Origin of the sequence: Montanilutibacter psychrotolerans, assembly GCF_003719825.1 — a bacterium.
Lineage (GTDB): Bacteria > Pseudomonadota > Gammaproteobacteria > Xanthomonadales > Xanthomonadaceae > Montanilutibacter > Montanilutibacter psychrotolerans.
On the sequence record NZ_RIBS01000002.1, the window covers coordinates 44,910 to 57,902 of the forward strand.

Annotated in this window: 14 protein-coding genes, 1 tRNA gene and 1 other RNA gene; 10 read left to right on the forward strand and 6 right to left on the reverse strand. The window is 68.9% G+C overall.

The window, feature by feature from the left end:
- Position 1 precedes the first annotated feature (1 nt).
- From EER27_RS03850 to EER27_RS03870, 5 genes are all read left to right on the forward strand, one after another.
- Entirely contained in the window at positions 2-760 is a 759-nt protein-coding gene (locus EER27_RS03850; RefSeq protein ID WP_123086727.1) for an MBL fold metallo-hydrolase, read from the forward strand.
- On the forward strand, positions 757-1,782 hold the full coding sequence (gene moaA, locus EER27_RS03855) for a GTP 3',8-cyclase MoaA (protein WP_123086728.1): 1,026 nt from the start codon (positions 757-759) through the stop codon (positions 1,780-1,782). The genes EER27_RS03850 and moaA overlap by 4 nt, the downstream gene beginning before the upstream one ends.
- 60 nt (positions 1,783-1,842) lie before the next feature.
- Complete coding sequence (moaC, locus tag EER27_RS03860; RefSeq protein WP_223807164.1) at positions 1,843-2,334, forward strand: cyclic pyranopterin monophosphate synthase MoaC; 492 nt, start codon at positions 1,843-1,845, stop codon at positions 2,332-2,334.
- A 59-nt stretch (positions 2,335-2,393) separates the two neighbouring features.
- Positions 2,394-2,657, forward strand: a complete 264-nt coding sequence (locus tag EER27_RS03865) for a MoaD/ThiS family protein (protein ID WP_123087245.1) — start codon at positions 2,394-2,396, stop codon at positions 2,655-2,657.
- An 84-nt stretch (positions 2,658-2,741) separates the two neighbouring features.
- The gene (locus EER27_RS03870; protein ID WP_123086729.1) at positions 2,742-3,194 is read left to right on the forward strand and encodes a molybdenum cofactor biosynthesis protein MoaE; all 453 of its coding nucleotides are present in this window, start codon (positions 2,742-2,744) and stop codon (positions 3,192-3,194) included.
- Between the two features lie 119 nt (positions 3,195-3,313).
- Here the strand turns inward: EER27_RS03870 and ffs are convergent.
- An RNA gene (ffs, locus tag EER27_RS03875) (signal recognition particle sRNA small type) lies at positions 3,314-3,410 on the reverse strand.
- 117 nt (positions 3,411-3,527) lie between these two features.
- A tRNA-Ser gene (locus EER27_RS03880) sits at positions 3,528-3,620 on the reverse strand.
- 256 nt (positions 3,621-3,876) lie between these two features.
- Here EER27_RS03880 and dnaX point away from each other — a divergent pair.
- From dnaX to EER27_RS03905, 5 genes are all read left to right on the forward strand, one after another.
- Positions 3,877-5,997 (forward strand): DNA polymerase III subunit gamma/tau, encoded by a 2,121-nt coding sequence (dnaX, locus tag EER27_RS03885; RefSeq protein ID WP_123086730.1) that lies wholly within the window; start codon positions 3,877-3,879, stop codon positions 5,995-5,997.
- 121 nt (positions 5,998-6,118) lie between these two features.
- Positions 6,119-6,439, forward strand: coding sequence for a YbaB/EbfC family nucleoid-associated protein (locus EER27_RS03890; RefSeq protein ID WP_123086731.1), 321 nt, complete (start codon positions 6,119-6,121; stop codon positions 6,437-6,439).
- Positions 6,440-6,590: 151 nt separating this feature from the next.
- The gene (recR, locus tag EER27_RS03895; RefSeq protein WP_123086732.1) at positions 6,591-7,190 is read left to right on the forward strand and encodes a recombination mediator RecR; all 600 of its coding nucleotides are present in this window, start codon (positions 6,591-6,593) and stop codon (positions 7,188-7,190) included.
- A 100-nt stretch (positions 7,191-7,290) separates the two neighbouring features.
- On the forward strand, positions 7,291-7,644 hold the full coding sequence (locus EER27_RS03900; protein WP_123086733.1) for a histidine triad nucleotide-binding protein: 354 nt from the start codon (positions 7,291-7,293) through the stop codon (positions 7,642-7,644).
- Between the two features lie 81 nt (positions 7,645-7,725).
- Positions 7,726-8,235, forward strand: a complete 510-nt coding sequence (locus EER27_RS03905; RefSeq protein WP_123086734.1) for a hypothetical protein — start codon at positions 7,726-7,728, stop codon at positions 8,233-8,235.
- Positions 8,236-8,434: 199 nt separating this feature from the next.
- Here EER27_RS03905 and EER27_RS03910 read toward each other — a convergent pair whose 3' ends face one another.
- The 4 genes from EER27_RS03910 to EER27_RS03925 form a co-directional block, all read right to left on the reverse strand.
- Positions 8,435-8,920: a Slp family lipoprotein gene (locus EER27_RS03910; protein ID WP_190285636.1), complete on the reverse strand. Its 486-nt coding sequence runs from the start codon at positions 8,918-8,920 to the stop codon at positions 8,435-8,437.
- Positions 8,917-10,908, reverse strand: coding sequence for a transglutaminase TgpA family protein (locus tag EER27_RS03915; protein WP_123086736.1), 1,992 nt, complete (start codon positions 10,906-10,908; stop codon positions 8,917-8,919). The genes EER27_RS03910 and EER27_RS03915 overlap by 4 nt, the downstream gene beginning before the upstream one ends.
- A complete protein-coding gene (locus EER27_RS03920) occupies positions 10,901-11,842 on the reverse strand; it encodes a DUF58 domain-containing protein (RefSeq protein WP_123086737.1) in 942 nt (313 codons plus the stop codon). The genes EER27_RS03915 and EER27_RS03920 overlap by 8 nt, the downstream gene beginning before the upstream one ends.
- 153 nt (positions 11,843-11,995) lie before the next feature.
- Complete coding sequence (locus EER27_RS03925; protein ID WP_123086738.1) at positions 11,996-12,949, reverse strand: AAA family ATPase; 954 nt, start codon at positions 12,947-12,949, stop codon at positions 11,996-11,998.
- Positions 12,950-12,993: the final 44 nt, after the last annotated feature.

The window sequence follows — 12,993 nt, forward strand, 5'->3', positions numbered from 1 at the left end:
CATGTCCTGGACACTGCGACTCAACGGCGTGGGCAACGCGGCGGCCGTCGAGCTCGGCTCGGCGATGGCCACGATCGAGCGCGACGGCAAGCCGTGGCTCACCGTCGACTGCGGCGGGGAAGGCCTGACCTCGTTCATGGCGCACTACGGCGAGCCGCCGCGCGCGTTGTTCCTGACCCACGTACACCTCGACCACGTCGCCGGCTTCGAGCGACTGTTCGTCGACAGCTGGTTCGATCCCCAATGGCGCGGCAAGGTGCGCCTGTACGTGCCGGCGCCGTTGGTGCCGCTGCTGCACCAGCGCGTGGGCGACTACCCCAACGCACTGGCCGAGGGCGGCGTGAATTTCTGGGACGCGTTCCACGTGATCCCGGTGTCGAACGCGTTCTGGCATGACGGCGTGCGGCTGGAGGTGTTTGGCACGCGTCACCACTGGCCCGATACCTCGTTTGGCCTGCGCCTGCACGGCAGCGTGGTGTGGACCGGCGATACCCGGCCGATCCCGGAGCAATTGGCAAAATTCGCCGATGCCGGCGAGCTGGTCGCGCACGATTGCGCCCTGCACGGCAATCCGTCGCACAGTGGCATCGACGACCTGGAGCGCGAGTACCCGCGTGAACTGCTGGCGCGCTGCATGCTTTACCACTACGCCAGCGCCGCCGACGGCGATATCCTGACGGCACGCGGTTATCGCGTCGGTCGTCCGGGTGAGGTCGTTGTGCTGACCGAGCCGAGCGCCGCCCGCGCCACGCCGGAGTGAACGCTGTGCCCGATTTCCTGCCGCCGCCGCGCGATCTGCTCGGCCGGCCGCTGCGTGACCTGCGGCTGTCGGTGATAGAGGCCTGCAACTTCCGCTGCCCGTATTGCATGCCGGCCGATCGCGTGCCGGACGATTACGGATTCGATGCCGCCACGCGCCTGTCGTTCGACGAGATCGAGACGCTGGTGCGCGGTTTCGTGCGACTGGGCGTGCGCAAGCTGCGCCTGACCGGTGGCGAACCGCTGCTGCGGCGCAACCTGGCCGACCTGGTGCGACGGCTGGCGACGATCGACGGACTGGACGACATCGCGCTGACCACCAATGGCGCGCTGCTGGCGACGCAGGCCCAGGCCCTGCGCGACGCCGGTCTCGGCCGGGTCACCGTCAGCCTGGACGCGTTGGATCCGGCGATGTTCCGTGAACTGTCCGGCGGACGCGGCGAAGTGGCGCACACGCTGGCGGGCATTGCCGCCGCAAAGGCCGCGGGCCTGGCACCGGTCAAACTCAATTGCGTGGTGCAGCGGGGTGTCAACGACGGCGAAGTGCCGGCGCTGGTCGACTACGCGCGCGTGCATGGCCACGTGCTGCGCTTCATCGAGTACATGGACGTCGGCAACTGCAACAACTGGCGCCGCGAACGTGTGGTGCCGTCTGCGCAGCTGCTCGAGCGGATCCACGCGCGTTGGCCGCTGCGACCGCTGGAGCCGACCTATCGCGGCGAAGTCGCTTCGCGCTACGGGTTCGTCGATGGCGGTGGCGAGATCGGTTTCGTGAGCTCGGTCAGCGCGCCGTTCTGCGGTGATTGCCATCGCGCCCGCGTTTCCGCCGACGGCGCGCTGTACACCTGCCTGTTCGCTGGCGAGGGTGTGCCGCTGCGGCCGGTGATCGCCGCCGGCGAGCTGGCCCTGGCCGACCGTGTCGCCGAGCTGTGGGCGCGTCGTGGCGACCGCTACAGCGAACTGCGCGGCAGTGACGCGGTGGCGTCGCGTCGGCATGTCGAGATGTTTCTCGTTGGCGGCTGATGCGGCGTTGTTTCGCCAGCCACTCCCGTTGTGCATCCAAAGGCCTTGGAGCAACCCACGTTGAGCAAGTCGAGCAAGCGCAGCCTCACCCACATCGACCCGGCCGGACGGCCGGCGATGGTCGACGTGTCGGCCAAGCCGGCGACGGCCCGCGAGGCACGCGCGCGATGCCGGGTGACGTTCCCTCGTGCAGTGGCCGCGCAGTTGCACGAAAGTGGGTTGCGTAGCGCCAAGGGCGGCATCGTCGATACCGCGATCATCGCCGGCACGATGGCGGTCAAGCGCACGCACGAGCTGATTCCGTTCTGCCATCCGTTGCCGATCGACGGCTGCCGGATGACGATCGACTGGGACGGCCCGACCACACTGCGCATCGAGTGCTCGGTGAAGACCGTCCACCGCACCGGCGTCGAGATGGAAGCGCTGACCGGCGCCACGGTCGCCGCACTGACGGTCTACGACATGTGCAAGGCGTTGTCGCACGCCATCGTGATCGGGCCGGCCAAGCTGTTGGGAAAGCGCGGCGGCAAGCGCGACGTGGGGACGCCATGACATCGGAAAGCCCGACCTCGAAAAACATGACCTCGGAAGGCATGACCTCCGAGCGCGCGATGTCGCCTGGCGCATTGCCGTCGGGCACCTTGACCGTGCTGTACTTCGCGAGCCTGCGCGATGCCGCCGGCTGCGAGACCGAAACGGTGGTCGCCGATGCCGCCGACCTGCGCGCGCTCTACCTGCGTCTGCAGGCGCGACACGGCTTCGCACTGCCAGTCGATCGACTGCGGGTGGCGGTCGATGGCGCGTTCGCCCACTGGGGTGACGTGCCGCGCGCGGGCAGTGAAGTCGCATTCATTCCGCCGGTCAGCGGCGGCTGACGCCACGCGATCACGGTAGGCCGGGTTCTACCGACATCCGCAGCCCGCATTCCCGATGCAAAGTGCACAACGAGCCTCAAGCGCATGACCGACACCCGCCCGACCACCCCGCAACGCTTCCAACTGGCCAGCGCGCCCTTCGACATCGCGCCACTGCGCGCTCGCCTGCTGCGCGCCGATGCCGGCGCCTACGCCAGTTTCGAGGGCTGGGTGCGTGATCACCATCAGGGGCGTGCGGTGCTGGGCCTGCGTTACGAGGCGTACGCGGAGCTTGCGCAGGCTGAAGGGGAGGCGATCCTGGCCGAGGCCGTGCAGCGTTTCTCCATTGCCGATGCGTGCTGCATTCACCGAGTCGGTGAGCTGGCGGTGGGCGAGCTGGCGGTCTGGGTCGGCGTCAGCGCCGCGCACCGCGATGCGGCGTTTGCCGCGTGCCGGTTCGTGATCGACGAGGTCAAGGCGCGCGTGCCGATCTGGAAGCACGAGCGTTATGCCGACGGCGACGCCGGCTGGCTGCATCCACAGGAAGGATCGCGCTGAACACGTCCCCAGAGGCGTGTGAGGCGAGGCACGCGAGGCGGCGCAAGTGAGGCGGGGCGCACGGGGCGAGGAATCCGGACGAGGCGTTGCGCGATCGGCGGTGCCCGAAAAAGGCGATGGCCCCGCCGGCTGACCTCGGCACCCGCGTCAGTCGATACCGTTGCTGCCTTCCGGCCCTGGCGGGGTTTTCGACCTAGCGTCGCGAGGGGCCGACGGGGCCACCATGGACACTTGCAACCACATTCACGACGGCACTTGCATTCACGACAGCACTTATACGAAGCCCGTCGCTGCATCCGCACGGTGTGCGGTGTAGCGGCGGGCCCGTGGAACTGGCGGAGAGAGGGGGATTCGAACCCCCGAAGCGCGGTTTAGACGCTTACACACTTTCCAGGCGTGCTCCTTCAACCACTCGGACACCTCTCCGGGTACTGCACCTGAAAGCGGCGTCCGGCCGGCTTCAGGGGCGCAGAGTCTAGCCGTCGCGGCGGTCGCGGACAAGTCGCCTTCCGGGGGAGGTGCAATCGCGTCGTCGTGGCCACGGTTGTCACGGATGGCCATGGCACAATGAACCCGCGCCGCGTTCTCGCGGCCTGCGCATCGCCCCGCTGGCGGTCGCGCCCGGTTTTCGGGCGCGGAATCGGCGGCGCTGGGCCCCCTTCGACTTCCCGCAAAGGCTCCGATGTCCTACCTCGTCCTTGCCCGCAAATGGCGCCCCAGGCGCTTCGCCGAACTGGTCGGGCAGGAGCACGTGGTGCGCGCGCTCAGCAATGCCCTGGACTCGGGCCGCGTCCACCACGCGTTCCTGTTCACCGGCACCCGTGGCGTGGGCAAGACCACGATCGCGCGGATCTTCGCCAAGTCGCTGAACTGCGAGGCCGGCACCTCGGCCGACCCGTGCGGGGAGTGCAATTCCTGCCGCGACATCGACGCGGGCCGCTTCATCGACCTGCTGGAGATCGACGCCGCGTCCAACACCGGCGTGGATGACGTGCGCGACCTGATCGACAACGCCCAGTACATGCCCAGTCGCGGCCGGGTGAAGGTCTACCTGATCGACGAAGTGCACATGCTGTCGAAATCGGCCTTCAACGCGCTGCTCAAGACGCTTGAAGAACCGCCCGGGCACGTGAAGTTCCTGCTGGCCACCACCGACCCGCAGAAGCTGCCGGTCACGGTGCTGTCGCGCTGCCTGCAGTTCAACCTCAAGCGCCTCGACGAGGCGCAGATCAGCGGCCAGATCACCCGCATCCTCGCCGCCGAGGGCATCGCCGCCGACCCCGGCGCGATCCGCCAGATCAGCAAGGCCGCCGATGGCAGCCTGCGCGATGGTTTGTCGCTGCTCGACCAGGCAATCGGCTACACCGGCGCCGGCGGTGAGATCGCCCTGGGCGATGCCGCGGTGGCGACGATGCTCGGATCGGTCGACCGCACCCGCGTGGGTGCATTGCTCGGGGCGTTGGCCGACGGCGATGGCGCCGCACTGATGGCCGAGGTCGGCGTGCTCGCCGAGTTCTCGCCGGACTGGGGCAGCGTGCTCGAGGCGTTGGGCGACGCCCTGCACCGCGTGCAGGTGCGACAGCTGGTGCCGGATGTGGCGATCGAGGCCGATGCCGTGGACATCGAGGGGCTGGCCGCGAAGCTGCGCCCGGAAGTGGTGCAGCTGTGGTACCAGATGGCCATCAACGGGCGCCGCGATCTGCCGCTGGCGCCCAGCACGCGCGCCGGATTCGAGATGAGCGTGCTGCGCATGCTCGCGTTCCGGCCGGCCGGCAACGAGGCCGGTGGCACACAACCCGGACGCGAATCGAGCTCGGTGGCGCCCGCGGCGACGCGTGGCGGCATGGACGCTTCGGCCGCGGCGTCCGCCGCACCCGATGCGCCGGTGCGCGACGTCGTCGACAACCTCGCTGCACTCCCGGCCGCAGCGCTGCCCGCCATGCCGGCGGCCAGCGGGGAGCGCGCCGTGATCACCTCCGTGAGCCAAACCGTGGGCGATGCGCCGGCGATGACGACCCAAGCGGCCTCGGCTTCCACGCCAGTGCACCGTGAACCGATGCCCGTCCCGCCGGGGCCGATCGACGAACCGTTGGCCCAGCCGCGAGTGACGTCCGAATCGCTCGGGAGCGATCTGCCCGCCGCGGCGGCGATGCCGCGCGGCACCGGCTCCCTGCCGGATTCGGGCGACGACCTTCCGCCGTGGGCGCCGCCGCAGGCGTCCCGGCCCATCACCTTCGATGCATCGCTGGCGCGTCCGCCGGCCTCGCCCGAGACGCGCGTGCCGGACGCCGAGGGCGTCTCGCCTTCCGACGTCCAGGCGGCGCCGGCGCCGCCGATGTCGACTGCAGCGCCCATCGAACACCCGCCCACCGCCGCAGCACCGGTTGTCGCCCTCCAGGACTTCCCCGAGATCGAAGACGCCGACGACTGGCATGCCTTCGTGCTGGGCAGTGGCCTGCGTGGTCCGGCGCGGTTGCTGGCCGAGCACGCCGGTTTCATCGCCTGTCGTGAGGGCGTGCTTCGCCTGTCGTTGCCGCCAGACGACGAACACCTGCGTGCCACCGGCCTGGTGCAGGCGCTGGCCGACGCGCTGGCAATCAAGCTCGGCTCGGCGCCACAGATCCATTTCCAGGACGCCGACAAATCGGTGGTGTCGCTGCGCGAGCGCAACGAGCGTGCGCGCGACGAGCGCCAGGCCGCCGCGGAGGCCGCATTCATGGCCGACCCGGACGTGCGCCGCCTGATCGACGAGCACGGCGCGCGCGTGGTTCCCGACTCGATCCGGCCGTTCGACGAAGCCTGAACCGGGACGTGGCGTTTGCCCGCCGCGCCCCCATCTGAATCGACAACCCCGCGGCCGAGCCGGCGGGACCATCCCAGTCGGGGCATCGCCCCGGCCATTGACAGAAGAAAGGCAGGACCCGATGCGCGGAAATATCGCCCAACTGATGCAGCAGGCGCAGAAGATGCAGGAAAACATGCAGCGCGCCCAGGAAGAGCTGGCCAAGCTCGAAGTCACCGGCAACGCCGGCGGCGGCATGGTCAGCGTGGTGCTTACCGGTCGCATGGAGTGCCGCAAGGTGCGCATCGACCCCAGCGTGGTCAGCGACCCGGAAATGGCCGAAGACCTGGTGGCGGCGGCGTTCAACGACGCGGTCAACAAGGTCAACGCCGCGTCGCAGGACCGCATGGGCGCGGCCACCGCGGGCATGCAGCTGCCGCCCGGCATGAAGATGCCGTTCTGATCGCATCGTCCGGAGTGCGGCGCAACGCCGCGCCCCGGGCGCAGCAGCGGGCCGAAGGCGGGGTTCTGGCCCGCGTTCGCCCGTCGGACTTGCCGCCGGGCCCGCGCCTCGCCGCGTGCGATCGCCTGGCGCTGACGGATTGCCGTGACCGATGTCGTCATCCCTGCTTGAACAACTGATCGAAGCGTTCCGCGTGCTGCCCGGTGTCGGGCAGAAGTCGGCGCAACGCATGGCCTACCACGTGCTCGAACGTGAGCGCGCGGGCGGGCAGCGTCTGTCGGAAGCCTTGGCGGTAGCGGTCGAGAAGATCGGCCATTGCGTGCGCTGCCGCGACTTCAGCGAAACCGAGGTCTGCGCAACCTGCGCCAGTGCCGCGCGCGAGGCGCACCTGCTGTGCATCGTCGAATCGCCGGCCGACCGATTGGCCATCGAGCAGGCCACCGGTTACCGCGGCCTGTACTACGTGCTGCAGGGACGGCTCAGCCCGCTCGATGGCGTCGGCCCGCGCGAGCTGGGCCTGGACCGCCTGGCGCAGCGCCTGGCCGAGGGCGAGGTGCAGGAACTGATCATTGCCACCAATCCCACGGTCGAAGGCGAGGCCACCGCGCACTACCTGGCCCAGCTGGCCCGACAGCACGGGGTACGGCCCAGTCGGCTCGCGCACGGCGTCCCATTGGGCGGCGAGCTGGAGTACGTCGATCGCGGCACGCTGTCGCACGCGTTCGGCAGCCGTGGCGAAATGCCCGAGTGACCCGGCAACTGGCCCGATTCCACGATTTCGGCTTCAGAGTCATGCAACGCCAACGCCATGCAACGCAGCAATCCCCTTCATTTCGCAACCGGGAAGCGCCATGACTGACGACACCATCTTCCACAAGATCATCCGTCGCGAGATCCCCGCCGACGTGGTGTTCGAAGACGAGCACCTGATCGCGTTCCGCGACATCGCACCGCAGGCGCCCGTGCACGTGCTGTTCGTGCCCAAGACCGACGTCGCCACGCTCAACGACCTGCAACCTTCGCAGGCCGAGGTCATCGGCCGGTTGACCCTGGCAGCGGCTGCGTACGCCAAGCAGCAGGGCTTCGCCGACGACGGCTACCGGGTGGTCATGAACTGCAACGGCAACGGCGGCCAGACCGTGTTCCAGGTGCATCTGCACCTGTTGGCCGGCGCGCCGCTGGGTCGCTTCGGCACGTCGCGCTGAGGCGCGGATGGGCAGCCGCGGCGGGAGTCCTCCACCGGCCGCGGCGAGGGCCCAGGTCATGCCCCTAAGGAAGTTTCTCGCATGCTGAGTCTGGACAGTTCGCGCTGGGGAGAGCTCCAGCATGCATACGGCCCCGCGCTGGACACCCCTTCCTTGCTCCGCCAGCTTCAATCTCTACCGGAAGCCGCCGGAGAGTCGGAGCCCTGGTTCACTCTATGGAGTTCATTGGCGCATCAAGGCGACGTGTATTCAGCCTCATTTGCGGCAGTACCCCACGTCGTGAGCGCCCTTGCGTCCCAACCGGAACAGGCTGGCTCGACGTACTTCCAATTTCCCGCGTGGGTCGAGATCTGCCGGAAGCACCAAGGCATGTCCGTACCCGCGGATCTGGAGCAGGCCTACTTTGCCGCCCTGAGCCAGTTGCCTGCCCTGGCCGCGGCAGCTGCATCTCGCCCATGGGACGGAGACATGGTTGCTTGCGTGCTTGCTGCCATAGCTGCCGTCAAAGGCGATGCCACCGTGGCGGAGGCGGCGTTGGCGTTGTCTCCGGACGGTGCCGCTTCCTATCTGGGATGGTTAGCGGATCAGTAGGGCACGACGATTCATTCAAGCCGAAGCCGCTTTGTGGTTCGGCCCAATTTCAGCCGTTCGCCCTCGCCGCCAACGCACCGCAACCCACCGCGGTAGCCGCGCGCAACCCGATCGCCCGCAACGAGTACTGACGGGCGATCGGTGCGGCTGGCCGCGTTCTGGGGTCGATGATGCCCGGCTCGCTAACCGCGCCGGTCGATCACCACCAGCCCCACCACGGCCACGGGGCCGGGCGGGTGATGACGTCGACGCGATCGCGCACGGGCCACAGGTAGACGACGTCGGCCTCGACCTTGGGGAATCGGTAGTCGTACTGGCCGATGCGGCGGCTTTCGTACCCGGCGACGCGTCCGGTGAACGTCACTTCACGGTTGACCTGGAACAGGGCGGGGTCGTAGAAGCCCACGCGGCAGGCGAGAAAGCGCCCGCCGGTGTCGTCGCTGGCCCAGTACGGCCGGCCGTAGGTGTCCAGTCGCGTCGAGATCATCTCGAAGCAGGTGCGGTCGGTCTGGGGTTCCACCGCCACCACGCGACCACCCCAGCGCACCATCGCGCCAGTGGAATCGCCGGTCGTGGCATCGCGTGGGGTGATCGGATTGAATTCGCCCTGCAACGGTCGAGGCTGCGAGGCGCAGGCCGCCAGCACGGCCGTGGCGAGGGCGACTACCGCGAATCTGCTGTTCATCGGCGTTCTCCGAGCGGTTGTGGACGATGCGCGCGCAGTTCGCGGATGAGGCCACGCGGCTGTCGATGCGCGACCCGCGCTGGGTCGGCCTGAGCGTACCGCCATTCGTTGAAATGATGGCTGAGCCGTTGCAGCGGATCGCCCAGGTCCGGACGTACCGCCGTGACGCGCTCAACCCAGCCGTCGGCGGTTTCGTGCGACTGCCGGGCCAGGTCCAGGCGCGCATAACGCCGGCTGAGCGCATGCCAGGCACGCAGTACCGGGTCGCGCTGGCGCTCGCCGCGCGAGCTCAGCCAGGTCATCCACAACAGGCCGAGCAGGGCGCACGTGGTGAACAGGCCGATCAGGTGGGAGGTGTCCAGGCGCGGGATGCCCAGTGGGCGCAGCATGTGCTGCTGGCGTTCGGCGTTGAAGCCCAGCACGAAATCGTTCCAGCCGCGCCGCATCCAGTCACTGACATCCAGCAACGGCGCCGCCGTGGCGATGCCGCCCAGCAGCCCACCCTGCGTGTCGAGGGTGCGATCGGCCAGCGTGTCGAAAATGCGCTCCGGCGCCACCGCGGCGGTCGGGTCCACGCGCGTCCAGCCGCGCCCGCGAAGCCAAACCTCCGTCCAGGCATGCGCGTCCAGGCGCCGCACCAGCCAGTAGTCACCGATCGGGTTGCGGTAGCCGCCCGCATACCCGGTGACCACGCGGGCGGGAATGCCCGCTGCGCGCATCAGCACCGCGAACGAGGAGCTGAAGTGCTGGCAGAACCCGGCCTTCTGGTCGAACAGGAACTCATCGACGCCGTCGCGCCCCGGCAATGGCGTCTCCAGCGTGTAGGCGAACTCGCTGCGGATCCAGGCGAGGCTGCGACGGATGAGCGCCTGGTCATCGTTGCCCGCCTCGAGTCGCCATTGGCGCGCCAGGGCGAGCGTGCGGGGGTTGTAGCCGTCCGGCAACGCCAGTGCGCGCGCGCGCACTGCCGGCGGCAGGTCGGGCTGATGGGCCGCCGGTGGCGAGGACCGGATGCGCCAGCGCGTCATGGAGAACAGTGGCGACGTCGTGCGCAGGCTGCGGTTGTAGTCCAGATGGCTGCCGTCGGGCGCTGCCCTTGGCAGGTCCAGCGCGACGAGTTGCCGGCGATCGGTGGGTTCGATCTCGACCTGGTAATCCCACACCACCGATTGCGACTGGACCGGAGGGGGCGGCATGTCGCGGGTGAACGACGGCTGCGTCCAGCTTTGCCCGTCAAAGTCCCACAGCACCGGGCCGCGCCAGTACATCTGCGACGGCATCGGTGTCTTGCCGAAAAACTGCGCGCGCAGCACTGGAGTGCCGTCGCCCATCAGGTCCAGCCACTGCCCCGGGGTCATCCGGTCGGACAGTCCGGAGCGGCCGAGCGCGCGCTCGGGCAAGCCCCACAACGGCGTGGTCAGTCGCGGGAATAACCAGAACGCCGCCAGGGCGAGCGGCAATCCGATGCCGAGCAGGCGTCCGACGCCTGTCAGGCGTTGGCGCAGTGGCGGCGAGACGCTGTCCTCGGACTCGACATCGGCGAATCGATGCAGCGCGGCCAGCGAGAAGAACGCCGCCAACAGGCCGAGTGTCAGCACCAGCGGGCCCTGGTCCAGCAGGAAGGTCGAGAACGGGGCAAACAGGCCAAAGCCGACCAGGCTGCGCGCATCTCGCAGCGTGGACGTTTCGGCCGGTTTGATCGCCAGCATGGCGCCGAGCAGGGCAACGCCTGTGTCCCGGCCGATGGAGTAGCCGGTGAGCGACAGCACTGTCCCCACCACCGCCATCAGCAACAGGAACCGGGGAATCGCGGGTATCGCGCGACGCCAGGACAAGCCCGTGGTAAATGCGCAGGTCACCATGATCGTGGCCGCAGTGGTCCCGGGCAGCTGGGTCAGCAGCGGCAACAGACCGCCGATGCCCGCCGCGTACGCCCACGCGCGGCTGACCGAATCGAGCCGGTTGGCGTTTGTGCGACGACTAGTCATGGGGCAACAAGGCCAGGGCGCGCAGGCAGGCGTGGCGATGCTGGGCACCCTGGTCGGGGCCGAGCGCGGGTTGCGCGGGTAGATCGAGGCGGTACCGGCGACCTTCGCGCTCGGCCTCGTCGACCCAGCGGGCAAGTCGCGCGATCCGTCCCTCGTAGGGCAGGCCCGACAGCGCGTTCCAGGCCAGCACGACTTCTGCGCCGAGCGGCTGTTCGTACTCGCGCACCAGCAGCGTGTCGCGTCGAGCCGAATGTTTCCACGCAATCGCGCGGCGGGCATCGCCCGCGCGGTAGGCGCGCAGGTGATGGACGTCGTCGCCGGTCGGATGAAGGCGGGTGTGCACCTGCTGGCCGGCGCCTTCAGGCAATGCCGGTCCGTGCGCCTCGGGGGCGGGATAGACCAGCAGCGGCGCATCCGGCCAGGCGTACGCCCAGGCACGTGCCAGGCCGAGCGGACGAGTCGTGGACACTCGCAGACGCGGCAGTTCCAGCCATCCACGCCGCTCGGTCTCGATGTCCAGCGCCGCCTCGCCGTGGTCCTGTTCGAGGTTCAGCACGGCATGTCGTTGGCTGGCCGATCCGTCGGAGTGCGCAAATGCAACGCGGAGGCCGCGGCGTCGGCGTTGATCGGCGGCGTGCGCGTGCAGGCGCAGGGTAATGGGGCTCCCGGCGGCCACGGGTTCGGCTTCGACCGCCACCACCGTCAGCCCGGCCAGTTGGAGGTGTCCGGCCACCAGGCTGGTCAGCCCGGCACCGGCCAGCAACAGCGCCAGCAACAGGGCCGGGTTGTTGTTGAAGTTGAGCGCGCCGATCACCATCGAAAACAGCAGCGCCGCGTAGAAGAGGCCGAAGCCGGTCGGCAGCACGTAGATGCGCTGGCGGACGAAATGCACCGGCAGGGGCTCCGGGTCGCGCGGCCGGGTCCACGCCTGCATGCGTGCGTACGCGCGGCGGAACAGCCGTTGCGCCCGGCCCGCTGGTGCGTCATCGCCGGTCGATGGGCGCCGGCCGGTTGGTGTTCGATTGCTCACCTGCGGATGCTCATCTGCCGTGGGTGGTCTGCCATTGCCTGCTGGACATCGCGCAATTCAATCGACCGGTACGGCGTGCAAGATCGCCTTGGCCAATGCCGCGTCGCTGCCGGCGTCGGCGTCGGCCACCAGTCGATGCGCGGTGACGGCGGTGAACAACGCCTGCACGTCGTCGGGCAAAACGTGATTGCGACCGAGCAGCAGCGCGTACGCGCGTGAAGCGCGCAGTAGCGCCAGACCCGCGCGTGGCGACAGGCCGACACGCACGCCCGGGTGCTTGCGGCTGCGCGCCAGCAGCGCCTGCACGTAGTCGATGAGTGCTTCGCTGGCATGCACCGCCGACACGGCCGCACGTCCAGCCAGCACGTCGTCGCTGCCGAGCATCGGTTGGGCCCGTGCGATCAGGGTGCGGCGGTCACTGCCCGACAGCAGGTCGCGTTCAGCGGCCTCGCCCGGATAACCCAGCGCCAGGCGCAGCAGGAAGCGGTCGAGTTGCGAATCGGGCAGCGGGTAGGTGCCCGAGAGGTCGACCGGGTTCTGGGTGGCAATCACGAAAAACGGTGACGGCAACGCGTGGGTGGTCCCGTCGACGGTCACCTGGTGTTCGGCCATCGCCTCCAGGAGGGCGCTTTGCGTGCGCGGTGGCGCGCGGTTGATTTCGTCGGCCAGCAGCACCTGGGTGAACACCGGTCCCGGGTGGAACTCGAAACGACGCGCTTGCGGGTCGAACACCGAAACGCCGACGACATCGGCCGGCAACAGATCGGAGGTGAACTGCACACGCTGGAAGTCCAGGCCCAGGGTTGCCGCGAGCGCGTGGGCGAGGGTGGTCTTGCCCAGGCCGGGAAGGTCTTCGATCAGCAAGTGACCGTCCGACAACAGCGCCACGAACGCCAGCCTGACTTCTTGGACCTTGCCAAGCACCAGCCCGTTCACCTGGTTCTGGGCGCGGTCGAGGGCGTCGCGCAGGCCATCGGGTAGCATGCTTGCTGTCTTGGGGGATGCCGACATCGGAAGTCTCCTTGAATCCGATTGAGTTTAGCGAGGTCAGGAGA